Genomic DNA, 25067 nt, shown 5'->3' with positions numbered 1-25067 from the left:
ATGTCGGTGGCGTTCGTCGCTCTCCCTCGTGAACAAACATTCGGAGAGAGTCCATGTCTCGTTTTCTGTCCCTGGCTGCCGTTGCCGCCGTTCTCAGCCTTGGCGGTCTGTCCCTGAGTGCCTCGACGGGCACGAACGCCGCAGGTTGCACAACCTGCGTTGACTGCGCCGTTTGCTGCGGCGACTCGTGCGTCGGTCCCGGCTGCTGCGAAGCGGGCGGCTGCTGCACGGTGAATGGCTGCTGCTCGGCCGCGAAGGCCGCAGCCGCAGGCAATGCCACCTGCGCGGCGAACGCCGGCGGTGCGGCGTGCTGCAGCGCGAAGTAAGAGTCAGTCGACGACTGACCTGATTGCGTGCCCTGGCGGCGGAGTGGAAGCACTCCGCCGCCTTTTTGTTTGGGGCCCGGCCTGGTGCGACGGCTGGCGAGGAGAGGCGGCTTGGTCTTGCCGGGAGGCGAGGAACTCTTTCGGGCGTGGCGAGGCGGGGGAATTCGCGTGCGCGGCGTGCTTTTGAACAGTTGGCGGGGCAATTCGCAGCGCGGAATTGAGCCGAGTCGTGGATGGCACGGCGTTCGCTGAGGCGCGAAACATCCGTGTCTTACACGCCAAATGACAAAGTATCGGCAATTCCTGCCCCCCGTCTTGACCCAAAATTTTGGTCCCGGTTACAAGCCCGCCCACACGCCGCGGGGACTGCCAAAGTCACCTCGAAGTCCCCGCAAGAGCACCTCCGCTCCTCCTCGCCAATCCAACCGTTTTTGACCCAGTCGTTGAGGACAGCCATCATGCTTCGTTACCGCACCCGTCTGTTCGCGGGGCTGATCGCCGCCGCGTTCACCTCCGCCGCCCAGGCTCAGTTCTGGCCCAATTCCGGCGCCTGCTGCGGTCAGGCTGCCCCGGCCCCCGTGCCGCTTGCCATGAACCCCTGCTGTATGCCGCAGCCCCAGGTCTGCATGCAGGCGATTCCCCAAACTGTCTATCGCGACGTTCCGGTCACGGAATACCGCCCGGTGCAGAAGTCGGTGCAGGTGCCGGTGCAGAAGGTCGTTTATGAAGACCAGCCTGTGACGGTGATGCGGCAGGTCATGCAGACCAAGACCTGCGATGTGCAGTCGGTCTCCTACCAGAACGTCGCCGAATGCAAGCAGGTGTGCGTCAATCGCGGCTACTGGCAGACGACGATGCAGCCAGTGCCCAAGATGGCTCCCTGCCAGTACGACCAGCGGCCGACGCTGCTCGGTGAACTAAACCGACTCGGCTATGCGACCCGGATGGCGTTTACGCCCGACTTCATCCCCCGTCGCGACTACGTCCCGAACATGCAGATGGTGAACGTCCAGCAGAACCGCGTGGTGGCCGTCCCGACGGTCCGCCAGGTGAGCTACAACGTCGCCACCCTGGTCCCCGAGCAGACGACGCAGAAAGTCGCCCGCGTGATCACCGAGATGGAATCGCGGACGGTCACCGCCATGGAACCGTACACGACGACGAAGCGAATGGCAGTCGGCGTGCAGTACCAGTACGCGATGGTCGATTCGGTCACGGGCACGGCCCTGGCTCCGTCCGGAACGATGAGCGCCGCCAATCCGACGCCGGCCGACGGACCGATCCCGCGGCGTGCCGACAACCCGAACGGTGAATCGTTCAAGTCGCTGTCGAACCCGACTCCGAAGACGGAAGCCGAGCCGACGCTGGCCGAGCCCAAGGGCAAGGTGGCGGCTGCTCCGGCTCCGAAGACCGGCCCGGTGATCCACACCGTCGGTTGGCGGCCGAGCCGCGAAAGCGGAGCTGTCGCGAAGTAATTCCTCCCCCTGGCCGACGCTCACCGCGTCGGCCTCCTGAAGACTCCCCTCCACTTCCGTTCTGCGTGCCCCCGCCTTCCCCAGGCGGGACACCGAATCGTCCCTCCCCCACGTCCCTCCGAGTCGTTGAGTTTTTCCCCTCCGGCGCCGGCTTCAGCCCGGCGCCATTTTCCGTTTGCGGACAGTTCGCCTCTCATGACAACTTCGTCCCTTCCTCTGGGATGAAAGGGCCAACCGGCCCGCGAGATGCGAGCGGCGACCGTCACTTCCCCTGATTTCACCTCCCTCACCCCTCTCTCACCGTGGAGCCCCATCCGATGGCCTCGCACTCCGTGGGAAAGGGAGAGTCGGTCCCCCCACTTCCATGAGGACCCGCCCGATGGCTGGCTCGCCTCGATTCCGTCGAACCCGCGTTGCTCTCCTCGCCGGGGCGACCTGCCTGTGGTCGTCCGGCTGCCAGTCGACCTTTCTCGCCTCGGCCGCCAATGCGCTGGGGACGCATCTGCCCACGCTCGCGATGACCGAGCAGGAAGAGAAGGCACTGGGCGCGCAGTCGTACGCGGAACTCCTCCGCACCTCGAAACGGACCGCGCATCCTGAATACCAGGCGATCGTGGAACAGGTCGGCCGCCGGATCGCCGACGTGGCCGACAGACCTGACTTCGACTGGGAGTTCAACGTTCTCGCCGGACCGACTCAGAATGCGTTCTGCCTGCCGGGGGGAAAAGTGGTCGTCTACGAAGGCCTGCTTCCGCTGTGCGAAAACGAGGCAGGGCTGGCGGTGGTCATGTCGCATGAGATCGCGCACGCCGTCGCGCGCCACGGCGGGCAGCGGGTTCGCGAACAGGCGGTCGTCGACGCCGTCGGCCAGGTGGTGGCGGACACGGTCAAGGACAGCGACGAGCAGAAGCAGCTCCTCGTCGAAACAGCGTACGGCATGGGAACCCAGGTCGGCCTCCTCCTTCCCTTCAGCCGGGCCCAGGAGACCCAGGCCGATTCCATCGGGCTGATGTTGATGGCACGGGCCGGATACAACCCCGAAGAGGCGCCTCGCTTCTGGAAGCGGTTCCAGTCGTCGGGGAAGTCGGCCATTCCCGAGTTGCTCTCAACCCACCCGGCCGATGAACGGCGGGCTTCCAACCTCATCGACCTGCTGCCGCAGGCCGAGCGATACTACGCGGCGGTTGAAAAGAAGCTCGATCGCGGGGCGACGATCGCCAACCTGCTGACGAAGCCGTCGACCAACACGGTCGCCAAGACGGATGGTTCGGTGATGCCCGCGTCGGCTGCCGAGGCCTTCGTGCCCAAGAACGCATTCGCCCCCTCCCGGCAGACGCCGGTGCAGGCGTCGAATTCTCCTCCCACGCAGGCGACCTGGGTGGGGACGGCCTCGCCGTCGAAATCGGAAGAAGTTTCGTTCACGCCGCCGTCGACGACTCAGGATGCGGATCCTGGCAATCCGTTCCTGACTCCCGCGGCGTCGACGGCCCCTGTGAGCGACGGCGGGTGGATGCCGACGGTTCATTGATCGTCGGGTGGCGTCTCCTGCACTTGGACGGCCTCCAGAGCTGTTCGCGTTGGACACGATACAAGAAGCCCGGCTTCGTTCTCCCGGGGGCGCAAGGCTCAGAGAGTCGTGGCTGCGGCGCCCGGTGGGGCGTCCTGAATTGCGGGCTGGGCGGTTTGTGACGGCTGGATGGCTTTGGGCGTCGCCGTTCTTCTTCCGGGGGCGCTGTCGTTTGGCCGCATGTTCCCCAAAGGCGACGTAGGTTTCCCCGACGGGTCGAGTGCGCGCGGGTTCCGTTTCGTGCGACTGCGGCCCTGCGGGAGACGTTTGATGCGGAAATGTCTGGTCACGGGGGGCGCCGGGTTTATCGGGTCCCATCTTGCAACTCGACTCGTCCATGAGGGGTGGCAGGTCCGCATTCTCGACAACCTTTCGACTGGTTCGATGGCGAACTTCGCTCACATCGAAGCCGATGTCGATTTCCTCGAAGGGGACGTGGCCGATCCCGTGGCGGCCTCTCTGGCCGCGAAAGGGATGGACGTGGTTTTCCACCAGGCGGCGCTGGCTTCCGTCCCGCTGAGCCTGGAGAAGCCGCTGGAAGTTCACCGGGCCTGCGCGACGGGGACTCTGACGGTTCTCGACGCGGCGCGCGGTGCAGGCGTCAGTCGCGTTGTGTACGCGGCGTCGAGCAGCGCCTATGGCGATGCGCCCGTCTCGCCGAAGACGGAACAGATGACCCCACAGGCGTTGTCTCCCTATGCCGCCGCGAAGCTGGCGGGGGAGCTGTATGCGGAATCGTTCGCGGCGTCGCTGAATCTCGAAACGGTTCGCCTGCGGTACTTCAACGTCTTCGGGCCGCGGCAGGATCCGAAGAGTCCCTATTCCGCAGTCATCCCGCTGTTCGCATCGGCCATGGCGGCGGGCAGGCGTCCGAAGATTTTCGGTGACGGCGAGCAGTCGCGCGACTTCGTGTACATCGACAACGTGGTGCAGGCCAACATCCGGGCCGCGACGACGCCGGGTGTTTCGGGACGCGTGTTCAATGTCGGCAGCGGCGAGTCGATCACGGTGAACCAGCTGCTGCGGGCGATCTGCGAGCGCGTGGGACAGCCGTTCGATCCGGAGTACCTGCCGCCCCGCGCCGGTGACGTCCTGCATTCCGCGGCGGACATCTCGGCCACGATGCGAGACCTGGGTTATCGCCCGGCGCCCCAGCAGGCGGGGCTCGAGAAGACGATCGACTACTACGTCGAACTGGCGGGGAAGCCGGTCGCGACGCGGACCTGAGAGTTGTGACCGACCTGGGCCTGAAGCCCGGCGCTCACTCAGGATGAAGACCCCGCGGCGACGAGATTCGGCCGCGCACGAATGAAAAGACATGAACGAGGTCGAGCCAGTGAATATGCCCCAGAATGCCCGTTCGTCGGAGTCCGTGGAGTTTGCTCCGCTGGGCGTCGTCAGCGGAAACAAGGGACGGTCGATCGACATTGCACGGTTCGCGCTGTCGCTGTGGAAGCCGATGGTCCTCGGGCTGGTCGCCGGCTGCCTCATGGGACTGGGCGCGTATTCCTACCTGGGCCCGACCTTTGAAGCGAATACGCAGGTCAAGGTGTCGCAGAAGGCCTCGTTGCCGAGTTCCGACCAGGCACGGCGTTATGGCGACCGCGGCGAGCATGTGTACCTCATCAAGAGTGACGCCATCTGCCAGCGGGCACTGGACGAGTTTGGCCTGAACAAACTTCCGGCCTTCGAGGGGGCCGATGACGCCGCGAAAGAGATCAGCGAGCGGCTGACGGTGAAACGGACGTCGGGACAGGATTCGTCGTTCGACAACCTGATCGACATCACCTACCTGTATCCGGATCCGAATGTTGCGAAGGCCGTCGTCGAGGCGATTGTCAAAGCGTACGACGCCTACTTGAAGGCCAATCTCGAGACGAACTCGGCCGAGCTGTTCACGAACCTGACGCGGCAGCTGAAGGATGCGGAGCAGACGATTCGCGACCTGGACAAGGAATACCACGACTGGCGGAACAACGCCCCGTTCTTCCTGTCGACGCCCGTGATCGTGACGGCCCAGGGAACCGCCATGCCGGGCCAGAGCCCGTACATGGTGGAGCTCGACCGGATCAACACGGCGGTCCGCGACAACATGCTGAAGCGGACGGCCGTGGAGGCGAAGCTGAAGACGCTGAAGGACATGCTGGCGCGGAATGAACCCCGGGAAGCAATCCAGATGCGGGTGCTGTGGTCGCTGTCGACGGGGACGGTGGCCGCCGGCGGAGCGGAAGGGGGCGGTGGAGGCGGCGGAGGGGGGGGCTCGATTCTTGCGTCCCCGCCCGGCAAGGCCGAACTCGATTCGCAGCTGCTGGCGGCGAGACTGCTCGAGCATCGACTGCTGTATGTACTCGGGCCGAACCACAACGACGTGGTGGACGTGCGCCGGCAGATCGATGCGATCGTGAAGATGTATGCCCAGAACGGCTTTGCACCGCCGGTGATGGAGACGTTGAACGACGAACAGAAACCGGCCGCGGTCGCTTCGGCAGACCTGGCTTCGACGTACGTGGATGTTCTCCAGGATCAACTCGAGGAACTGGACAGCAATTCGCGGCTGCTGGAACAGGAGCAGAAGAGCTCGATGGAGCGTGCGAAGAGCGGGATGCTGCTTGAGAAGGACGACCGTGACTGGAAAGAACGGATCGCCGACCAGAAGAAGTTCCGCGACGATCTGCAGATGAAGCTGGCGTCGTTCAACCAGACGCGGGACCAGGAAGGCTATCGGATGGAGCAGATCGCCCAGGTGCGCGTCGGGAAGTCGATGAAACGATTCCTGAAGATTGTCGGCGCCTGCACGCTCGCAGGGATCGCGGCGGTGTTCGGACTGGCCTACTTCCGCGAATGGTACGACACGTCGCTGCGGTCGCTGGATGAAGTGAGTGAAACGGCCGGCACGCAGCTGCTCGGAGCCGTTCCGACGTTCAAGACGACTCCCGAGGCTGAACGCGCGGCGCGGAACAGCAGGCTGCATCCGCGGTTGTGCTACTCGCACCATCCGGGGTCACGGGAGGCGGAATCGTTCCGCACGATCCGAACGGCCCTGCTCTTCGCCTGCCAGGAACACAACGTTCGCCTGCTGCAGTTTAGCAGTGCGGAACCGGGGGACGGGAAGACAACGACGATCTCGAATCTCGCGATTGCGATCGCCCAGTCGGGGAAGAAGGTCCTGCTGATTGATGCGGACATGCGGCGGCCGACGGTGCACGACATGTTCCGGCTGTCGCAGGAAGCGGGGCTTTCGGATGTGCTGCTGTCGGAGATCGAGTGGGTGAACGTCATCAAGACGACGCCGTTCGCGACCCTGTCCGTGATGACGGCCGGGCTGTCGCCGGAGAATCCGGCCGAGCTGCTTTCGGGCAGCGGATTCGGCGCCTTGATGCGACAGGTGCGGGATGAATACGACATCGTGCTGATTGATTCGCCGCCGGTGCTGGCGGTGACGGACCCGTGCGTGATCGCTCCGCAGACGGACGCGATGGTGCTGGTGGTCCGGATGGAGAAGAACAAGCGGGCCTCGGTCACGCATACCCGGGAGCAACTCGACTCCTACGGAGTCCGGCTGCTGGGAGCGATTGCCAACGACGCCAGCCACGCGGCCCAGCGAGATGGTTATCACTACAACAGTTACGACGTGTACTACAGCGCGCCGGCGGCTCCGCGGAAGGCGGAAGAGCCGGTAACGGTGTAAGTGCTGCGGAGGCGGGTGACGCAAGCGTGTGCGGGGGCCCCCCTGCCCGATGCGCTGCGGACGCTGACGACTGCTCTACAATCGGAGCATGTCGACCCCTTCCCCCTCCCGTCGTGATTTTCTGTCTGGACGCTCGGCCCGTCGCGTGGTCGAGGCGGCGGGGGACGTGATTGCGGACCGTATCACGGAAGAGAAGCGGGTTCCGATGGCCGGGGACACGATCCGGCTCGAGACGCAGGCGATGGCCTGCCCGTGGAACGTGATCATGAATCCCGGTCCGCCGGACCAGGTGATGAAGGCGTCCGATGCGTTCGAGGTGGTCCACGACGTCGAGTCGCAGCTGACGGTCTACCGGGCGGAAAGTGAAATCTCGCAGGTCAACTTTCACGCGGCGGAGGGGCCGGTGGAGGTGTCGCAGGAACTCTTTGATTTCCTCGACCGCGCCCGGAAGTTGAGCTTGGAGACGAATGGCGCGTTTGACCCGGCCACGGGGGCGCTGCTGCGAACATGGCGGGCCGCGCGCCGTGAGGGACGAATTCCGACGCAGTCGGAAATCGACGAGGCGCTGCTTTCGACGGGGGTGGCGAAGATCGAGTTCGATGCGGGGGCGAGGACGATCCGTTTTCCGCGTGCGGGATTCGCGTTCGACCTGGGGGCGATCGGCAAGGGGCACGGAGTCGACCGGGCGGCGGAGTCGCTTCGCGGAGCGGGACTGACCGATTTTCTCGTGCATGGCGGGTTCAGCAGCGTGTACGGGGCGGGGGACCATCTGGGCCAGGGGGGCTGGCCCGTGGCGCTCAAGAATCCACTGTTTCTCGAGGGCTCCTACGCCACAGTGCTGCTGAACGACGCAGGGTTGGGGACAAGCGGCTCGAACGTGCAGTACTTCCGGCACGAGGGACGCCGATTTGGTCACATCCTCGATCCCCGGACGGGTTGGCCGGCGGAAGGTCTTCTGTCAGTGACAGTTCTGGCGGCCAGCACGGCCGATGCGGACGCGATTTCGACTGCTCTCTTCGTGATGGGGAGGGAAGCCGCCATCGAGTGGTGCCAGGCACATCCGGAGGTAGGGGCGCTGCTGGTACCTCCTCCGTCTTCCTCGGGAGAACTCCTGCCCGTGGTGTGCAACCTGCCGCGGGACCTCGTGTTCCTTGCGGAGGACGTCGCGAGCGAGGATGCTTGAGGCTTCGACTTTCCGGGGCCGCCGACGTTTTTTCCGGCCGCCCCGTGGAACAGGTTCAAGCGGCGCCGCGCCTGGAGCGGCCGAGGGATGCGACTGGTGAACGACTGGAAACGTATTTCGCTGGCAGCGGTGATTTTGATCGTCCTGCTCCGGCTTTCGATTGGCTGGCAGTTTCTTTACGAAGGGCTGTGGAAGTACGACCAGTTGAAGGGGCCGAATCCGTGGTCGGCGGAAGGTTATCTCAAGGCGGCGCAGGGGCCGTTCCGGGATCATTTCCGGAACATGACGGGCGATCCTGATGACCTGGGCTGGTTCGACTTCGACACGGTCAACAATCGCTGGACGCGGTGGCGCGATACGTTCGTTGCGCATTACGGACTGAACGAGAAGCAGGTTGCAACCCTCGATCAGCTGCTGACTGGTCCGAAGGACTACCGCGTCAGCCTGCCGCAGCTCCCCCCCAAGGTGGCGGAACTGGATCGCTTCGTGCGGGACGAACTCCGAAGCGGGCCGAAGCTCTCCTACGACGCTGCAAGGAAGCAGCTGGTGCTTGATGCCTCGACGCCGCTGAAGCCGGACGAGACGACGTTGTTGCTTGCCGCGTCCGATCTGAAGCGGAATGAACAGGGGGAACTCGTTGCCAAGGAGAACGCTCCGGAGGGAGCGTTGAACGACGTCAGCAGGGCGTGGTATCTCGCGATCGAGACTCTGGACAGCCAGGCCTCGAAGCTCCCGTATCGATCGAAGCTGCTGGCTCAATTGAAGGGTGACCCGGACAAGGTCGGCGTGATCGCGAAGGCGGATCAGCGTTATGCGCCCGTCATGGGGACGGAGCGGTCCGACGGCAAGACGGTCGAGATGATCAAGTACGGCGAGATCCAGGAATACAAGGACATGCTCGCCGCCTACAAAGCGGCGGAGAAGAAGGCGAAGACCGACTTCGAGCTGGCGCACCTGGAAGCGACCTGGGCGAAGATCCAGGCAAAGCGGACGGGCCTGGCCGGTCCAATCAAGGCGTTGGAGAAGTCGTTGAAGGACGACGCCACGAAGATGCTGACGCGGGAGCAACTCGGCCGCGGTCCGGCCCCGCGAGAAGTCACGCCGTTGACCAAGGCGAGCGACATGGCAATGTGGTCATTGCTGATTCTTGGCCCGCTGCTGCTGGTCGGGCTGTGCACGCGGCTCGCCGCGGTTGCGGGGGCGGCGATGCTGCTTTCGTTTTACCTGGTCGTCCCGCCGTGGCCAGGCGTGCCGCAGCCGCCGGGACCGGAGCACTCATTCATCGTCAACAAGAACCTCATCGAGGTGATTGCGCTGCTGGCGATCGCGTTCATGCCGACGGGGTCGTGGTTCGGACTCGACGGCATTTTTCGGTGGCTGTTCCGCCGCGGGAAAGCACCGGCGACGAAGTAGCCCACGCCCATGACCGAGCCTGCCAGTGGATCGACGCCATATCGAAGAAGAGGCCGTCGGTTCCTGGTGGTGGCCGCGTTGCTTCTCGTGGCGATTGCGGGCTGGCGGTTTGCGACGAGCGAGTCGGTCTCAGACCGCGCGCGCACGATCCAGGTGGGCCAGCCTCGCGCGGACGTTCTCCGCCTCATGGGACAGCCGCAGATGACATACGGGACGGCGTCGATGAGGGGTGAGTGCTACTCGGAGATATCGTCGCTGGAACTGACTGTGCGCGTGCTGATTCACCAGTTCCTGAAGATGGATGTCCTGCCGGACATCGATTCCGAGACGGTGCGTTTTGAGTACGATGCCGACGGACGTGTCGCCCGCATCTTCTTTCCCGACTGACGAAACAAAGCTGTCGCCGTCAGTTGATGCGAGCGGGGGCGCCTGTCGTTTGTGGACTGTCGTTCGCGGAGAGGTCCTGATCTCATGCTGCCACTGAACTCCCGACTGCTTCTTCTTGTCGCGATTCTCATGCCCGCGATGGCGCGGGCGGCCGAGACCAAGCATGTGCTGGTCATCGGGATCGACGGCTGCCGGCCTGATGCGCTGGCCGTGGCCGACACGCCGCACCTCGATGCACTGATCCAGAACGGGACTTACTTCGAAGGGACCGACATCGTGTCGCCCGATCGAAAGAATCCGGCGAACACAGTCAGCGGGCCGGGGTGGTCGAACCTTCTCTGCGGTGTCTGGCCCGATAAACACGGCGTGCTCGACAACAAGTTCACAGAGCCGAAGTACGACCAGTTTCCGCACTTTTTCGTGCGTCTGAAGGAAGCCCGGCCGGATGCCAGGACGGTCTCGTTCAGCGACTGGAAGCCGATTCGCGATCACATCACACGCGGGGGGGACGTCGTTCTCGATTTCTCACCGCCAGCGGACGTCAAAGGCCCGAGCGGCTATGAAACGGGGGATGCCGCATCGACGGCCGCCTGTGTGGAACTTCTGGGGAAGGAAGCTCCGACGGCGGTCGTGCTTTACCTGGGGCAGGTCGATGAAAACGGACATGCCCACGGATTTCATCCTTCGGTCGTCCAGTACCGCGATGCGATCGAGCGTGTCGACGGGCACATCGGACAGGCTCTCGCCGCGATCCGCCGCCGACCGAACGCGAAGAACGAGGACTGGCTGGTGATCGTCTGCACCGATCACGGCGGGACTGGGACCGACCACGGAAACGGGCACAAGAACTTCGATATCCGCCGGACCTTCATGATCGTCAGCGGGAAGGGCGCGAAGCAGGGGCGCAGCACGGACCCGACTTATCAGGTCGACGTGGCGCCGACGGCCTTCAAGCACCTGGGAGTCGATTCCAGGCCGGAGTGGGCGCTCGACGGCAAGGCTGTGGGCCTGAACGAGTAGGCTGTCCCGGAGCATCGGAAATGGCAGGGCCGTTGTGGCCGTGTGCTGTTCCGGTGCATTCCGAACACGGTTTGACGAGAGCAGGAACGGGCTTCCCGTCCGTGTCGTCGTTCTGTCAGGCGATGATCTCGTGGATCGGCTTTCCGTGGTCGATTTCGAGCCGTTTGCGTCCGGGGATTTCGAGCCGCCGCGAGTCGAGTCCGAGCTGGTGCAGGATCGTGGCGTGGGCGTCGGTGACGTAGTGCCGGTTCTCCACGGCATGAAAGCCGATTTCGTCGGTTGCGCCGTGGACGACTCCGCGCTTCAGTCCGCCGCCGGCCATCCAGACGGTGAATCCGAAGATGTGGTGATCGCGTCCATCCGCGCCCTGCGTGCCTGGAGTGCGGCCGAACTCGGTGCAGAAGATCACGAGGGTCTCGTCGAGCAGCCCGCGCTGATCCAGATCCTGCAGGAGTGCGCCGATCGGCTGATCGACGGCGAGCGAAAGTTCCTCGTGATTGCTCTTCAGCTTGCTGTGAGCGTCCCAGGCCCCTGCTCCGCCGCCGCCATGCTGGATCTGGATAAAGCGCACGCCTCGCTCGACGAGCCGGCGGGCCGCGAGAAGCTGCATCCCGAACTCTTTGCAGTGGGGCTTGTCGATGCCATACAGGGACTGTGTCTGCGCTGTCTCCTCGGAGAAATTGACGATGTCGGGGATGGATGTCTGCATCCGGAATGCGAGTTCATACGACGCGATCCGGGCCGCCATTGCGGGATCGTTCGGATACTCGACTCCCCGCAGCGAGTTCAGTTCTCCCAGGAGTTCGCGGCCGATTTCCATGGAGTCCGGCTGCCGGGGACGTTGCGGCTTGCTGAAGTCGAGCGGGCTGGCGGGATCGATCCGCAGGGGGACCGCATCATGGGCAGGGCCGAGGTAGAACCCGTCGCGCCGGTTCCAGTATTCGCGAGTGCCGATCGAGATGAACTGGGGCAGGTTTTCGTTGAGTGAGCCGAGCCCGTAATGCACCCAGGCGCCGAGCGTGGGGAACGTGCCGTCGTTCAGATGCCGGCCGCTGTGAAACTGGGTCTGGGCGCCGTGGTTGCTGTCGGTGGTCCACATCGAGCGGACGACTGCGAGCTTGTCGACCTGTCCGGCGACATGTGGGAACCAGTCACTGACTTCGATCCCGCTCTCGCCATGCTTCCGGAATCCGACCTGCAGGGGATACAGCGTATTCCGCTGGACCCCGTTGGCATCCGGCGCCGAGACCTTGGCAAGCGCCAGCTTCTTCGGATCCTGGGTGTCGGCGAAAGGTGTTTCCGCGATCGTCTTGCCACCGTACTTCGTCAGCATCGGTTTGGGATCGAAGCTCTCCATCTGGCTCACGCCGCCATTCATGAACAGCCAGATCACGCTCTTCGCCTTGGCAGGCGAATGCGGCTTTCCATCGGGGGGCGTCCAATCGGCGCGGGCGACGCCGTCGCGGTTCAGCATCGCGCCCAGGGCCAGGCCGGCGAAGCCCATTCCCATGTCGGCCAGGAACGTTCGACGCGGCTGGAGCCGGGGATGAAAGATGGCCATGTTCATACCTTTCAGCGTGACTTAACGCAGCGTGACGAAGTCGTTGTGGTTCAGAAGAATCCAGACCAGGTTCGCGCGCGCCTGCTCGGGGGATCCATTCGCGACTTTCGACCAGCGATCGAGTGAATTCCGGCTCGCGGCGATCTCCGCTTCTCTCGGAGAGATCGCGAGAATGAGCATGAATGCCCTGTTGATGAAATCGACATCCCCGTTTGACTGTGCGGCGATGCGATCGGCGATCTGGCGGGACGAATCGATGACGATCGCGCTGTTGGTGAGTGCGAGCGCCTGCTGGGGAACGACGCTCTGCTCCCGCCGGTAGCATTCGGTGACATCCGCCTCGTCGAACATCGTGAGGAACAGGTTCCGGTCGTTGTTCGAATGGAAGAAGTAGAGGCTGCGGCGTTTCGAAGCTTCTTGTTCATTGGTTGGAACGGACGGCCCGCCGATGGTCGGGTCGAGCGTTCCCGCCAGGGAAAGGATCGCATCCCGGACGGCCTGCGACTCGATGCGGATCGGCGTCCGACGCCACCAGTACCGGTTGTCGGGATCCCTGGCGGCTTTCTCGTCCGCCTGCGCGAGAGTCGACGACATGCGATAGGTCGCTGATGTGACGATGAGTCGGTGGAGGTGCTTCATGCTCCACTGGTTGTCCATCAACTCGGAGGCGAGCCAGTCGATGAGTTCGGGATGAGTGGGATCGGGAGTGTTGCGGCCGAGGTCGAAGGGTGTTGCCACCAGCGGCGTTCCGAAGTGCCGGTTCCAGAGGTGATTCACGGCGACGCGGGCCGTGAGCGGGTTGCGACGATCGGTGATCCACCTTGCGAGGGCGGAACGGCGTCCGGTGCTCGTCCGGGCGAATGCCACCTCGGGATCGTCCTTGCCGGTGAAGTCAAAACGTGTGGCCGTCCACTTCGCGCCCTCCGGAGGGGTGAACTGGTCCGTCGGCTGGACCGCTGCCTGAAGCGTCTCGGTTTTCTGCTTGAGTGTGGCGCTGGCCGATTCGAGCTTCTTTTCCGCGTCGGCCCGCTTGTCGTCGGGCGCGCGCTTGAGGGACTGCTCGGCCATGAGGAGATCGTGCCGGGCCTTCTCGACCTCGAGTTCGCGCTCGGCGCGAATCGCGGCGACATTCGCTTCCTGAGCCTGAGCTTCAGGTTTCTCGTGCCCTGCCCTGACGGCGGCAGCCTGGAGTTCGAGGCGTCTCCAATCGGCCTTCGCAACACGGACGTCGGATTCCGCCAGGGCCAGTTCTTCTTCGAGCGGAAGTGCAGGGGAGCCGTTCGGTTCCAGCAGGGAAACAGAGGCATCCAGCGGAGACAATTTGAACTCGTGGAAAACGGCCAGTGCATCGAACGTGGAGATCTGTACGGCGCCGGCACGCCGGGCGACGGGCGTCCTCCACGACAGGACGTGTCTGCCGTTCACGGAGGCGTTGATCAAGGTTCCACGCGCCTGGACTTGAAGCGTGTATTCCTTGCCGACCTCGACCACGAACGGCTTACGGGCGTCGGCCGGGTAGTGCGACTTCCCGGCCTGAATGAACGAGCCCTGAAGCTTCGAGTCGCTGGTCGCTCCACTAAGATAGACCTGCTGGCCTTCCAGCACTTCACCCGAACCAGAGACAAGGGCGGGATCGACATCGAAACGGAGGATGACGCTTCGCCAGCGCGATCCACCCAGAAGCTGGAACCGCAGGTGGGCGTCGAAATCCTGAGGCGCGGGCGCGAGCAGGGTTAATGTGGATGAGACCTGTCCGTCCTGTTTCTGCTCGACCTTGCCCGCCTGCTGGCTCCAGCCTGTTCCATTCACGGCCCAAAGGGTTTCGTCCAGGGCGGCAAACATCTCGATCACAGGTGGGGTGTCGACCGCGGGCGTCGGAGAAGGTTTCGACTGCTTCACGAGTTGATCCCGTTTGTCTTCGGCCGCCTTGAGCCGACGGGTCGCATCGGCTCGATGGTTGGCGAGAACCCACGGTTGCAGGCCGGGCTTCCAGCTCGATTCCGGGAGGTCGACAGGTTTGATGTCGAGATCGTCGAAGGCGAGGAGGTCGGGAATGCCTGGGGAAATCGGTTTCGACTGATCGGGCGCGGCTTCATCGCCCCTGGTGAAGAGATAGGTCGGCGTTTCCGGCCGGCCATCGAACACGCGCGGGATGCCGTTCCGGTCGAGGCTGGTTTCACCGGGCACCATGTCGAGCCGCACGTGGTATGGCTCGAAGAAGGCACGCATGCGGTAGAAGTCCTGCTGCGTAATCGGATCAAACTTGTGGTCGTGGCACTTCGCGCAGTTCACGGTCAAGCCGAGCAGTCCTTTGCTGACATGGGTGACGACGTCGTCCATCCAGCTCGTGCGGTTGAAGATGTAGTAGTTCCGGGCGAGGAAACCGGTTGCCCGCAGCTTCCCCGGATCCTCCGGCGCAAGTTCATCGGCGGCGAGCATCAGGCGGACCATTTCGTCGTAGGGGACGTCCGCGTTCAGCGATTCGACGATCCAGTCGCGCCAGTGCCACATGTGCTTCTGGCTGTTCCGCAATTGCGCGCCGAGGCCCCACCAGTCGCTGTAGCGCCACACATCCATCCAGTGACGGGCCCAGCGTTCGCCGTGGCGCGGATCGTCCAGCAGGCGTTCGACGGCGTTCTCGTACCAGTTGGGGGAAGTGTCGGCTTCGAAGACGGCCAGCTCCTCCGCCGTGGGGGGAAGGCCGATCAGGTCCATCGACAGCCGGCGCAGCAGGATGCTCCGTGATGCTTCGGGTTGAGGCGACAGCCCGTGCTGCTCGTGCCCGTTTGAGATCCAGGCGTCAATCGGATTGCGAACCCAGGCGGTGTTCTTCACTGCTGGTTCGGCTGGCCGGACGACAGCGCGAAACGCCCAGTGGTCCTTCGGATCGGTCTCGGGTTGTTCGTCCGGAGGGGCCGGGGCGCCGGCGGCGATCCAGTGCTTCAGCAGCTCGATCTCTTCCGGCTTGAAGGGCTCCCCTTCGTGCTCAGGAGGCATGCGGGTGGCGACGTCGGTCGACGAGACTCGCTGCAGGAGCAGGCTGGTAGAGACCTGATCTCCCGGCGCAATCGCGGCACCGGAGTCTCCCCCTTTGTGGATCAGGCTGGCCGTATCGAGGCGAAGACCGGCTTCCTGCTTGAGCGCGCCGTGACAGGCGTAGCAGCGCCCCTTGAGGAGCGGCTTCACCCTGGCGAGATAGTTGGCCGCGGGGTCGTCGGCGAATGCAAAACCGGAGTGGAGACATGCCAGCCATGCGGCACTCGTCAGGATCTGTCGCAAAACACGCATGGCATTCACCGCTGAATCAATGTCACGAGGTCGTCCGCCTGCTCAGGCGGGGACGTCCGGGCGTTCGCCCTTGATCCGGCTGAGGATGGGGTGGTTATTTACGATGTGGTACGACAGCGAAACCTGGGCGGCGCGCATGTCTCGGTTCAGGAGGTTGGTCAGGATCTTCCGGTGCTGTTTCACGGTCTCGATCGCGGCTTCGCGATCGTGGTCTTCCCACTGGAACAGCAGGCCGTAGTACCGGCCCTGGCGGGCGAAGAAGTCCTTGATGTAGGCGTTGCCGGAGAGGTCGATCAGGTAGGAATGGAGGGACTCGTCGATGCGGGGGAGTTCGTCCGGAGTGGTGGGGAGGACATTCGCCGCGAGCATCCGCTCAAGTTGCCCGGAATCGACGTGGGGAAACGCCAGGGCCAGGGCCTTGGTCTCGAGGACTTCACGGACCTCGACGTAGGCCTTCAGGTCGTCCTGACGAAACACTCTCAGCCGCCAGCCGCGGCGGGGAATGTGATCGAGAATTCCTTCGCCGGCGAGGCGGTGGAACACGTTGCGGATGGCCGAGCGGCTGATGTCGTAGTGGTCGGCCGTCACTTCCTCCCGCAGATAAACGGCTTCGCCGCGGAGGCTGGCGCGGATGAGGTCGCTGACGATCTCTTCGTAGTGGTCGCGGGGAGGCTTGGGGAGTTCGACACTGGTCGTCTCAGCCGGCTGGACGGCCTGAGATGAAACCGACAGGCGGCGGTTCGGAGCTTTGACGAGCAGCCCCTCGTCGATGAGCCCGGCGATTGCGGTGCGGACGGGAGTGAAGCTCACCTTGTACCACTCAGCCACCGAGTCGATGGTGAGAGGTTCAGGGATCTCCAGGCCCGATCGCAGCCGAACGGCAAGGTCGCTGCGGATGTAGTCGGTCATTGACATCGCATGCTCACAATACTTGTTTTGACGCCACAAGCAAATAGGATTCGGCTTCAAGCGGGGACTTATGCAGGGCGTTTTTGGGGACAAAGTCGCTCGACTGTCGCCAATGGAATATTCATAAGTGGTCTATGGCGATACTGTTGTGTTCGTTCGACCTGCGCCATCGGTTCCTTTGGGGGCGTGGGGGTGAGTTCCGGTCGCGGATTCGAACAGTTGTTTGTCGTGTCTCAGACAATTTTGCGGGGACGTTGGTCGCTTCGTCCGGCAGCCCGCCTCCTGAGTCGAATCCGGGATCGCTCTCCAGTTCGAAACGCAGCATGTCGCCCGTCGTCCCAGAACCTTCCACTCTGGTTTAAGCCCGGGCGATCTGAAGAATGATGGCCAGAACCGTTCCCCTCGAAAAGCGTCAGCCTCAACCGGGACAGCTTGTGAAAATTACCGGCATCGAAACCCTGGTGTGTCACGCCCGCATGCGGAACTGGGTGTTCGTCAAAGTCACCACCAACCAGCCGGGCCTGGTCGGCTGGGGCGAGGCGACCCTCGAGTGGCATACCCGCAGCGTCGTCGGGGCCGTCGCAGACCTCTCGGAACTGTTGATCGGCGAAGACCCCGCCCGCGTCGAATACCTGTGGCAGATGATGTGGCGGCAGCACTTCTGGCACGGCAACGGCATCGTCCGGTCGACGGCCATCGCCGGCATCGACCTGGCCCTGTGGGACATCGTCGGCAAGGTGCATGGCGTCCCCTGTCACAAGCTGTGGGGCGGGCCGGTCCGCGACTCCATCCGGCTGTACTGCCACCTGGGAGGGGGCAAGCTCGAAAGCTTCTATGAGACGCCGGTCGACAACGCTCAGCAGTTCGCCGACCTCGCCCGCCAGGCGCTGGATGACGGCTTCAGCGCGTTCAAGTCGATGGCCGTGCCGCCGACGATGCCGATCGAGGGGCTGCGTGCGGTGAAGGCGGCCGATGCCTGCGTGTCGGCCATGCGCGACGCCGTGGGGGATGACATCGACATCATGGTCGACTGCCACGCCCGCCCGTCGCCGGCCATGGGCCTGCAGTTCGCCAGGGCGCTCGACCCGTATGGCCTGTACTTCTTCGAGGAGCCATGCTGGCCCGAGAGCCTGGAAGGACTGGCGGCCATCAATGCGGCGGTCTCCACTCCGATCGCCACGGGAGAACGGCTGACGCACCTGGCGGCGTTTCGCGACCTGTTTGCGGCCCGCGGCTGCGACGTCTGCCAGCTCGACCTGACCCACTGCGGCGGCTTCACGGAAGGCCGGCGGATCGCGGCGCTGGCCGATGCCTACCGGATTGCGCTGGCTCCTCACAATCCGCAGGGGCCGGTGAGCACGGCGGCGTCGCTGGAGTTCGGGTTCTCGCAGCCGAGCTACATCATCTGCGAGTCGGTGCACCAGGATGTGCCCTGGCGTCAGGAAGTGGTGGACGAGGGGTACGTGATCGATCCGCGAACACGGACGGTGACTGCCAACACGCGTCCGGGGCTGGGGGTGACGGTGAACGAGGAGGCGATCCGCAAGCACCCGTTCGAGCAGGAAGTCGTGCAGCGGGTGTTCTACCGCGACGGCGCCGTTGGAGACTGGTAAGACTGGTTTGCGATCAGAAGTTCACCGGCGGCAGGGGGCGCTCCTGAAATCCTGTTGTCCGGTCTGATGGCTTGAGTTTTGCGAATACCGGGATGGACCGTTCAGATGCGCAATCATGAAATCGACGCGCCTGACCAGAAGATGCCGGTCCAGGAAGTCGTGATTGAGAAACGAGCCGACGCTGCGGTCCAAGGCGAGTCGAGCGCCAATCAGCGGCCTACCGCCGTTCGCTACGGGGCGATTGCGTGGCTCGTCACGGCCGCGGCGCTGGCCTACCTGACACGGAATTCGGTGGGAGTGGCCGAGAGCCGCATCCGTGACGACCTGGGGCTGACGCTCGGCGAGTCGGGCTGGTTCATGGGAGCGTTTTTCTGGACGTACGCCCTGTTCCAGGTTCCCACGGGCTCGTTCTCGCATCGCTTCGGAACTCGCCTGGCGCTGTCGCTCTTTGCGCTGGGGTGGTCGATCGCCACGTTTGCGACGGCGATCGCGCCCGGGTTCTGGCTGTTGATTGCCGCGCAGTTGCTGACCGGCGTTGCCCAGGCCGGAATCTTCCCGGCGTCGACGAAATCGATCAAAGACTGGATGCCAATGTCGCAACGCTCGTTCGGGTGCGGGCTGTTGACGATGGGGATGCAGCTGGGGGCGGTGACCGCCAGCGTGTTGACCGGCGAGCTGCTTGGCATCATGAGCTGGCGGTGGGTCTTCGTCCTCTTCTCGATCCCCGGCGTCGTGTGGACGATCGGTTTCGCCTTTCGATTTCGTGATCGTCCGGAGCTGAGCCCTCGAGTGAACGAAGCCGAGCGGAGGTTGATCCTCTCGGGGCGTCCAGCCGAGCAGACGGACGAGGCGGCCGACGACGTCGGTCCAACCGACTGGGGGGCAATGCTCCGCCATCCCGGACTCTGGCTGCTGTACGGTCAGCAGATCTGCCGGGCAGCGGGATACATGTTCTTCGCGAGCTGGTTCCCGACGTTCCTGCAGCAGACGCGCGGTGTTTCCATCGCGCAATCGGGATACATGCAGAGCGCGGTGCTGGCGGGGTCGCTGACGGGGGGGCTGTTCGGAGGCCTCGTCGTCGACTGGATCTGGAAGCGAACCGGGAACCTGCGACTCAGTCGAAGCGGAGTCGCGTCGTTCGCGATGGGAACGTGCGGCCTGCTGATTCTCGCGAGCTGGTTTGTCGAGGACGCGAGACTGGCCATCGGGTTGTTGACGATGGGGACGATGCTCGCCTCGCTGGCGGGGGCCGCGATGTTTGCGGCGGTGATCGACATCAGCGGGGGGCGCGTCGCCCAGGTGCTGGGTGCAGTGAACATGATTGGCAACTTTGCCGTAGCGCTGTGTCCGATCCTGGTCGGCAAGCTGTTCGAGCAGACCTCGAACTGGAACCTGGTGCTCGTGCTCTTTGCGGGGCTGTATTTGCTTGGAGGCCTGTTCTGGGCGTTTTTCTGCCCGCGGCGGGGGATCTTCAATAAAGTTCCCGAGCCGGCGAGTTGACCGTTGTTCGGCGATTCCGGCGGCTGACGACGGAAACCTCATCTCCAGGTGAGTTTCCGCGGAATAGCCGGGCGCGAGGCCGGATGCGGTGACGGATGGCCCCTGCCGTCGATATCCTGCTGGTTTCGTGGCCTCTTCTTTGCGAGTCGGAAACAGGAATGGAAGCTGGAATCGTCGGTCTGCCCAACGTCGGAAAGAGCACACTTTTCAACGCCCTCACGCAGTCGAAGCAGGCGCAGAGCGCCAACTATCCGTTCTGCACGATCGACCCGAACGAAGGGATTGTCCCTGTTCCGGACGGCCGGCTCGCCCGGATCAGCAAGTACATCGTTCCCAAGAAGCTCGTCCCGACGGCGCTCAAGCTCGTCGACATCGCCGGCATCGTCAAAGGGGCCAGCGAAGGGGAAGGACTGGGCAACAAGTTCCTGACGCACATCCGCGAAGTCGACGCCATCCTGCAGGTCTGTCGGTGCTTCGAGGATCCCGATGTGATCCACGTCAGCGGCAAGGTCGATCCGCTGTCGGACATCGAGATCGTGGAAATCGAACTGCTGCTGGCCGATGCGCAGACGGTCGATTCGACGCTCTCGAAGGCGGAGCGCGCGGCGAAGAGCGGCGACAAGGACATGATCGCCCGCGTCGCGGTTCTCAAGAAGTGCAAGGAGCAGCTGGCGAAAGACGAGCCACTCCGAAAGCTCGAGTGGGACAAGGACGAAAAGAAGATCATCGCCTCATACGGCTTCCTCAGCGCCAAGCCCATCCTGTACGTCGCCAACGTCGATGAAACCGACCTCAAGGGGGAAGGCCCCCTGGTCCAAAAGGTTCGGGAGTTTGCTGCGAAGGTCGGGGCGGGAGTCGTCCCGGTCTGCGCCAAGCTTGAAGCGGAGATTGCCGAGCTTGACGAAGCCGACCGGGCGGGGATGCTCGAGGCGAGCGGCCTGACCGAGCCCGCTCTCGCCGTGCTCGCCCGCGAGGCGTATCGCACCCTCGGATTGCAGAGCTACTTCACGGCCGGCGAGCAGGAAGTGCGTGCCTGGCCGGTGCCGGTCGGCGCGACTGCTCCGCAGGCCGCCGGCGTCATCCACTCCGACTTCGAAAAGGGCTTCATCCGCGTCGAAATCTATTCGCTCGAAGACCTGGAACAGTACAAGGGCGAGAAGGAAATCCGGGCCGCCGGGAAGCTCCGCGTCGAAGGCAAGGCCTACGTCATGAAGGACGGCGACATCTGCCACTTCCTGTTCAACTGACGAACGGGATCAGTCGTGGTGATGTTTGAGGTGGGCCGGCGGGTGATAGCCTCCGGCCGAGAGATAGGCATGCAGATCGAGAATCTCGGCGCGTGAGAGGACATTCACGAGCCCTGTCGGCATGGAGGAGATCTTCGAGATCTGCTTTTCATCGACGTCGCGCTTGAGGATCGTCGTGAGCGAGTTGGGAGTCAGCAGATTCGTGGCGACTTCAATGGCCTCGGGCGTCTCCTTGACGATGACTCCCGTGACAATCCGGCCTTCGCTGGTCGAGAACTGCCACGTCTGGAACTTCTCGTGAATCCTGCTGGAAGGTTCCAGGATCTGTCGCAGGAGTTCCGGGCCTTTGAGCGTCTTGACCGACTCGACCAGGTCGGGACCGAGGTTCACGCCGTGGCCGGCGACGACGTGGCACTGGTTGCAACGCGCCTTGACGAAGGCCGTCATGCCTCGCGCCAGCGTGGCGTCGTCATGACGCGGGGGCTCGTTGAACGCGTCCGCGAAGTCGAGCATGGCCCACTCGCGGACGACCTTCGGCTGACTGGCGGCGAGGAGCCCGGCGGCTTTCTCCGCATCGGCCGCCACGACCATCACGCCGTTCATCACGACCCAGTGCCCGGGGAACGTGCAGACGTAGGGGTAGACTCCCGGCTCCTCGGGGGCCGTGAAACGCAGCACATGGATCTGCGAGGGGCGCGTGGGGCCGATGAGGGGAGTCGCGTGGAGAATCAACTCGCGTTTCTGAGGCGGGATGAAGTCTGACGCCGCGTTCCGCGGGTCTTTTGCCATCTCGTTGGCCGCCATGCCGACTTCCGCCAGCGCATCGGGTTTCACGATCACGAGGTTGTGGTCGGTGGCGTCGGCATTCCTGACAGTGAGTTTCACCGGCTGGCCAGGCATGACGGCGAAATCGGTCACGGTGAACAGCATCCGCTCGGGAACGCAGGAGATGCTGACCTGCTTGAGGCCTGGTTTCCGATCGAAGGCGGCTTCCGCGGCGGTCGGCTTCGGTTCGCGGATCACGCGGGCCCGGGCGGCCTGCGCGAGGATGCGCGCCACGTCGTAGCTCGAGTTGCCTTCCCAGAGGGCGCGGAGGGTGTGCGACCCGAGCGCGGACGTGATCGCATAGCCCATCGCTCCCTCGCGCGGATGTTTCAGGACATCGAGCATGGCGTCGAATGTCGGTTTCGTCCCGATGTAGCTCGTGGCGATCGCGGCCTCCATGCGAACGATGCCGTTGGGATCATTGGCCGAAGCGCGGATGAGGTCGGCGACATCGTCGAACTGCGGATGCCAGTAACGAAGCTGCTGCGTCGCGGCGGCGCGGGCGTGATGGTCGTCGCAGCGGAGCAGTTCGCGAAGAAGAGCGGGCCTTGTCGCCTGGACAGTCCGGTAGGTCCAGACGGCTTCCATCTGGTGGTGGTGATAGCGCGGATCGGCCGGATCGAGTTTCCGGACCCATTCGTCGAGAGCGGCCGCGACCCGAACCGGATCATGCTCGCGCAGCTCGCGCTTTGCCCAGAACCTCACGCGGTATTCGGGCCGCTTCAGGAGCGCGAGGAGGTGTTCGATCGACTGCCCGGCGATCTTGGGCGGTTCCTGGAGCGGTTTTCCTTTGGGGGTGATGCGCCAGATGCGGCCGGAGTGACGGTCGCGGCGGTCATCCCGCAGCGAATACTGCATGTGCCCCTTGATGGGGTTGTACCAGTCGCAGACGTACAGGTCGCCGCGGGGGCCGAACTGCAGATCGACCGGGATGAAGCTCAGGTTGGTGGAGAACAACAGGTCGCCGACGTACTCCTCATCGAATCCGAACGGGCCTTCTTTCCACTTGAGGATCTCGACCCTGTTGGTCGGCTTGTAGCGCACCTTGATGAAGTGCCCCTGGAGCTCGTTGGGAAACGTCGCGAAATCGACGAACTCGTGCCCGCAGACGCCGGAGTAGGCCTGCAGTCCCGTCGGCGCGGGATGCTGCTGCGGATAGGGCGGGTCGAGGGAATGGAACGCTGCCGCGTAGACGGGATGACTGGCGACATGCTGTCCCCAGTCATCGAAGGTCACGCCCCAGGGATTGGTGCTGGGATAGCTGCCGAAGCTGATGAGGCGTTGTGTCCGGGGCTCGAACCGAAACCACCCGCTGTTCTGCTGCCGAACGGGGCCGTAGGGAGTTTCCACCTGTGAATGGTGGAAGATCGACTCGCGGAAGATGAGGTCGCCGTCGGGCGTCCAGGTGAAGTCGTGGAGAGCGTGGTGGGAATCTTCCGTGCCGAATCCTGAGAGCACGGTGCGATGCACGTCGGCCCGATCGTCGCCGTCGGTGTCCTGCAGAAAGCTCAGTCGGGGCTGTTCGGAGACGTACACGCCGCCGTCGCCGAGTTCGAACGACAGGGGGATGTGCAGCCTGTCGGCGAAGACGGTCGACTTGTCGGCCCGGCCGTCGCCGTCCGTGTCCTCGAGGATGACGATCTTGTCGCGAGGCTCCTGCCCGGGATAGACGTGGGGATACGTGAGCGAACAGCTGACCCACAGCCGTCCGCGGGAGTCCCACCGCATCTGGATCGGATTGGCGATGTCGGGGAATTGTTCCTCGCCGGCGAACAGGTTGACTTCAAAACGCGGGTCGACGCGAAAGGCCTTTCTCTCGTCGTCCGCGGTCATCCATTCGTTGGCCCCGCGCGACTGAATCGTTCTCGGAAGCTCCGGAACGCTCGAGTCGTTCACGACCGCGGGAACGGCCTTGCCCTGTGCGAGGCCCCAGATCCGCTGGTCGCGATTGACGACCAGCAGGTCGAAGTTCCGCATCGCGGGGAGGAAGTCGAGATAGCCGTAGTCCTTGTTGCGGCCGCCGGTGTAGTAGAAGGTGTTGAGCGGCCGGAAGCGTCGGAAGAACTGCCGGTTCTTGTCGACGATCGCGTCGCGGAGGGATCCGCTGACCTGCGGCGGTTCGATTCCAAAAGCTCCGCGGAACAGGATCTCGGAGAAGCGTCGCTCGCCTTCTTCGTTGAGATGGATGCCGTTGCTCGTGAGGTCGCCCGGCTCGCTCATGGCGGCCGCAGTCTCCTTGAAAACATTCACAAAGCCGACCTGCTGCTCGCGGGCGACTTCCTCCATGACGGCGACATAGGTCCGAAGACGTTCGTTGTTGAGGTCGGCCGCGGGGACGCCGCGAACGTTCTCGTTGGCGATCGGCGAGACGAGCACGATGCGGGGGGACGACTTTCCGTTGAACGCCTTCGTTTTGAGGCCAGCGAGGTAGTCGTTCAGGGAGGTGCGAAACTTCGCGAGCCCGGCTTCGCCGGCGAATGATTCGTTGAAACCAAAGGCGGCGAAGATGATGTCCGCCTTCTCATGGGCCAGGTGCTGTTCGGTGTCGGCGAAGTTGTCGGGACGGGGCTGTAGTCCGATTTCGTCGGCCGACCACGCGAGATACCGGAACACGAGCTTCCTGTCCGGGTTCTGCTGCTGAACCATGCCTTCGAAGAAGCCGTAGTCCTGCGCGTTCTCGAAGAGGGTGTTGCCGATGAATGCGATGCGGTCTCCGGCGTTGAGCGGGAGCGGAAGCGTCGTCGGTGTGGGGGCGGCGGCGGCAGGACGCGGCGCGGTCGATTCATAGATCGCGTAACGATCGAACTCCTCGGTCGTCACAGGCGGAGGGTTCTCGATCCGCGAGTTTCGGGCGTCATTGGGATTGGGCGTGTTCGCGGCCTCAGCCCGCCCTGCCCGCTTCGGGTTTGGCGATTTCTGGGCCGCGACGGGTTGTGGGACGAGGGCCAGCAGGCTGCCGAGAAGTCCGAGGCGGAGCAGCAGACTCTTCCGGATCATGATGCGCTTCCGAAGCAGGGATGTGGCCGGGGGGCGTCGCGGCAGTTTCATGCGAGCCCGACATTCCG

The 25067-nt window shown here is 63.9% G+C and carries 16 protein-coding genes; 12 read left to right on the top strand and 4 right to left on the bottom strand.

Going from position 1 to position 25067, the window contains the following annotated elements:
- The first annotated feature begins 53 nt into the window (after window positions 1-53).
- The 9 genes from Pan44_RS08655 to Pan44_RS08615 all read left to right on the top strand — a co-directional run bounded on the left by Pan44_RS08655 (window position 54) and on the right by Pan44_RS08615 (window position 11059).
- Entirely contained in the window at window positions 54-326 is a 273-nt protein-coding gene (locus tag Pan44_RS08655) for a hypothetical protein (protein WP_145029210.1), read from the top strand.
- Window positions 327-784: 458 nt separating this feature from the next.
- Window positions 785-1801: a hypothetical protein gene (locus Pan44_RS08650; protein WP_145029207.1), complete on the top strand. Its 1017-nt coding sequence runs from the start codon at window positions 785-787 to the stop codon at window positions 1799-1801.
- 379 nt (window positions 1802-2180) lie between these two features.
- A complete protein-coding gene (locus Pan44_RS08645; protein WP_197453953.1) occupies window positions 2181-3329 on the top strand; it encodes a M48 family metallopeptidase in 1149 nt (382 codons plus the stop codon).
- Window positions 3330-3638: 309 nt separating this feature from the next.
- The gene (locus tag Pan44_RS08640) at window positions 3639-4595 is read left to right on the top strand and encodes an NAD-dependent epimerase/dehydratase family protein (protein ID WP_145029203.1); all 957 of its coding nucleotides are present in this window, start codon (window positions 3639-3641) and stop codon (window positions 4593-4595) included.
- Between the two features lie 91 nt (window positions 4596-4686).
- Window positions 4687-7056: a polysaccharide biosynthesis tyrosine autokinase gene (locus Pan44_RS08635; RefSeq protein ID WP_145029201.1), complete on the top strand. Its 2370-nt coding sequence runs from the start codon at window positions 4687-4689 to the stop codon at window positions 7054-7056.
- 88 nt (window positions 7057-7144) lie between these two features.
- A complete protein-coding gene (locus Pan44_RS08630) occupies window positions 7145-8239 on the top strand; it encodes an FAD:protein FMN transferase (protein ID WP_145029199.1) in 1095 nt (364 codons plus the stop codon).
- 87 nt (window positions 8240-8326) lie between these two features.
- Entirely contained in the window at window positions 8327-9652 is a 1326-nt protein-coding gene (locus Pan44_RS08625) for a DoxX family membrane protein (RefSeq protein ID WP_145029197.1), read from the top strand.
- A gap of 9 nt (window positions 9653-9661) precedes the next feature.
- Window positions 9662-10039 carry a hypothetical protein gene (locus Pan44_RS08620; protein WP_145029195.1) on the top strand — a complete coding sequence of 126 codons (378 nt, stop codon included), beginning with the start codon at window positions 9662-9664 and terminating at the stop codon, window positions 10037-10039.
- Between the two features lie 84 nt (window positions 10040-10123).
- Window positions 10124-11059, top strand: a complete 936-nt coding sequence (locus Pan44_RS08615; RefSeq protein ID WP_145029193.1) for an alkaline phosphatase family protein — start codon at window positions 10124-10126, stop codon at window positions 11057-11059.
- A 115-nt stretch (window positions 11060-11174) separates the two neighbouring features.
- On the opposite strand, the gene Pan44_RS08610 is transcribed toward Pan44_RS08615, so the two are convergent.
- The 3 genes from Pan44_RS08610 to Pan44_RS08600 are packed head-to-tail and all read right to left on the bottom strand — an operon-like array spanning window position 11175 to window position 16823.
- Window positions 11175-12620 (bottom strand): DUF1501 domain-containing protein, encoded by a 1446-nt coding sequence (locus Pan44_RS08610; protein WP_197453952.1) that lies wholly within the window; start codon window positions 12618-12620, stop codon window positions 11175-11177.
- Between the two features lie 21 nt (window positions 12621-12641).
- The gene (locus Pan44_RS08605; protein WP_145029189.1) at window positions 12642-15908 is read right to left on the bottom strand and encodes a DUF1553 domain-containing protein; all 3267 of its coding nucleotides are present in this window, start codon (window positions 15906-15908) and stop codon (window positions 12642-12644) included.
- Between the two features lie 42 nt (window positions 15909-15950).
- Entirely contained in the window at window positions 15951-16823 is an 873-nt protein-coding gene (locus tag Pan44_RS08600) for a GntR family transcriptional regulator (protein ID WP_145029187.1), read from the bottom strand.
- A 428-nt stretch (window positions 16824-17251) separates the two neighbouring features.
- Between Pan44_RS08600 and dgoD the strand changes: the two genes are divergently transcribed.
- The 3 genes from dgoD (at window position 17252) to ychF (ending at window position 21177) form a co-directional block, all read left to right on the top strand.
- The gene (dgoD, locus tag Pan44_RS08595; RefSeq protein ID WP_145034959.1) at window positions 17252-18430 is read left to right on the top strand and encodes a galactonate dehydratase; all 1179 of its coding nucleotides are present in this window, start codon (window positions 17252-17254) and stop codon (window positions 18428-18430) included.
- A gap of 105 nt (window positions 18431-18535) precedes the next feature.
- On the top strand, window positions 18536-19930 hold the full coding sequence (locus Pan44_RS08590) for an MFS transporter (RefSeq protein WP_145029185.1): 1395 nt from the start codon (window positions 18536-18538) through the stop codon (window positions 19928-19930).
- Between the two features lie 158 nt (window positions 19931-20088).
- Entirely contained in the window at window positions 20089-21177 is a 1089-nt protein-coding gene (gene ychF, locus Pan44_RS08585) for a redox-regulated ATPase YchF (RefSeq protein WP_145029183.1), read from the top strand.
- A gap of 9 nt (window positions 21178-21186) precedes the next feature.
- Here the strand turns inward: ychF and Pan44_RS08580 are convergent, their stop codons facing one another.
- Window positions 21187-24999, bottom strand: coding sequence for a PVC-type heme-binding CxxCH protein (locus Pan44_RS08580; protein ID WP_197453951.1), 3813 nt, complete (start codon window positions 24997-24999; stop codon window positions 21187-21189).
- Between the last annotated feature and the right edge of the window lie 68 nt (window positions 25000-25067).

It is taken from the genome of Caulifigura coniformis, assembly GCF_007745175.1.
GTDB lineage: Bacteria > Planctomycetota > Planctomycetia > Planctomycetales > Planctomycetaceae > Caulifigura > Caulifigura coniformis.
This window is presented reverse-complemented; position numbering and strand designations above follow the sequence as displayed.